This window comes from Pseudomonas sp. NBRC 111124 (assembly GCF_001320245.1).
Lineage (GTDB): Bacteria > Pseudomonadota > Gammaproteobacteria > Pseudomonadales > Pseudomonadaceae > Aquipseudomonas.
The window spans coordinates 1-1,860 of sequence record NZ_BCBA01000050.1 but is presented as its reverse complement, the minus strand read 5'-3'; the positions used below and the strand labels follow the sequence as shown (position 1 = coordinate 1,860).

General features: G+C 54.0%; 3 protein-coding genes and 1 pseudogene. All 4 read right to left on the bottom strand.

Annotated features, from left to right (window positions below):
- Nucleotides 1–288, bottom strand: a pseudogene (locus tag APH28_RS28715) (hypothetical protein); the annotation flags it as partial.
- Between the two features lie 136 nt (nucleotides 289–424).
- Complete coding sequence (locus tag APH28_RS19705) at nucleotides 425–688, bottom strand: DUF3077 domain-containing protein (RefSeq protein WP_060512207.1); 264 nt, start codon at nucleotides 686–688, stop codon at nucleotides 425–427.
- A gap of 138 nt (nucleotides 689–826) precedes the next feature.
- Entirely contained in the window at nucleotides 827–1,069 is a 243-nt protein-coding gene (locus APH28_RS19700; RefSeq protein WP_060512206.1) for a hypothetical protein, read from the bottom strand.
- Nucleotides 1,070–1,444: 375 nt separating this feature from the next.
- A partial coding sequence (locus tag APH28_RS29000) for a hypothetical protein (protein ID WP_218186522.1) occupies nucleotides 1,445–1,860 on the bottom strand: 416 nt, incomplete at its 5' end.

Below are 1,860 nucleotides of genomic sequence, written 5' to 3'. Positions count from 1 at the left end.
TCCGTTGAATCCAAGCAAAGCTTGCAGTTTTTCCGGGGCCAAGTATCCGTAGGGTGAATATGCCACTGATCCAGATGCAAGCCCTAGGACTGAATTAGCAAGGTCAACTCGAAGCATCCCTGCTGTTTGCGATTGATCAAGTTGGGCCAGCGCTACGTCATTTGCCCATAACACGTGACGATTGCCGTTGGTGGCTACTTCTGTTGCCAAGTGATCATTTTTATAAAAATGCAGGCTCTGCTGCGGTGCCAGCGCCTGTTTGCTTTTGCTGGTGGAAGAGGTACTCATGATGGTGACCTGAGTGTTGGTTGCTATATCGGCAATTTGCGCGGTCTATAAGCCCATCACAACTAGCAGTTTTAACAGGTCATAAGACTGAGACGGTCTGCAAAAGTGGTTGACAGCCAGGTCGCCAACCCATCACTCAGCGCATCATCCCCAGCTCAGCATCATCCATCAGCGCCTTGGCCAACGCGCTTAGATAGTGTGAAGCCCAAAGCAACTGCGGCTTGTTGTCCATCAGACCATCTATGGTCAAGTCCCGCACATAGCCCATCAGTTCCGAAGACTGTTCCCGCGCACTCTGGCAGGGAATGCCCGGGGCAATGCAGAACAGCGGGTGGGTCTGGCCTTCGCCCTGGTAGAAAAATGTCGTGCCTACGGTGGTCTTGGTGTCGTCGCTGGTCATTGTTCTATCTCCCTGAAGTTTCTCGGCAGCCAGGCCCGGCCCTATCGCGGCTAATGCCGCTCCTACAGGCCCTGCGCAACCCCTGTAGGAGCGGCTTCAGCCGCGAAGGGCCAGCCCAGCCAACACAAATCTCAAGCCTTAATGCAGCGTTCGCGGCTCCGTCGGCATCTGCACCTGGATCAACGCTGTCTCAAGTAGCACCCGCAGCGTTTCGAGCTCATGCATCGTAGCCATGATCAGAATCGAGGCTGGTGACTTGGGCTGCAGCAGAATTGCCTGATGCGCGACGGTTTGGGCACATAGCGCGTAGTCCGTGGCCTGGATGAGAGTGTCTTCGAGGGAATGGGAGGTGTGGGGTGGATCGGGGACAATCTTAAGCATGATGGATGACCTCTAATGATGCCATCACCGGCCTGCTGTCAAACAAGAAGGTGGCAGCTGTACATGGGTTGACAGACCGGTAGGTCAACCAAAACCCGGCGCACGTGAGTGCCCCATGCACAGCTGCCATAGCGGCAAAAGCCATGTGGTTGACGAAGGCGGCCTGTCAAAGCCGGTCACTGATTTCGCAGCGACCGCCCGAGACTAGAGCGCAGCCCAGATCATCGCAATGGCTTAAGCGGCTTGGGACTGTAATTCAGAAACGTCCTACAAGTAAGCGTAAAAATCTGAAAGTCTTGGAGGGATTGGCGCGCTGTGAACATGCTTCGGCAAAGCCCAGACCAGGTTGGTCTCGGCTGCACGGTCCCGCGTGAGCTAATCTTTTCTGATCGCCTTAAGCGCAAAATAAAAGCCAACTCCAATGCCGACAAAGCCCAAAACGGTAACTACCAGGGCTTTTGCAGCAAAGTCTGAGGTGTCTCTACCGCCATATCTGTATCCGGTTCTATTGAACACCTGCTCTTTTTGGATGACTGGCGCGAGTGTAGAGGATTTTGTTTGAATATTTTGGAACGGAGCAGAATGGGACATTAGAGCGGTGGTCGCAGTGACCGTAACATTTGATGAAGTGGCTGGTCTTGATAAGTGCGGTAGGCTCTGCGCGGGGAGAGGTATAACCTGAGTGCTGTTCAGCGATCCGGTAGGCATTTGGGCGATGGCGCCAACAGTTGAATACGTTTTTCGCATCTGCGGGTCAATGTGCGTCGGCGTACGACTAATTCCGCTGGTAA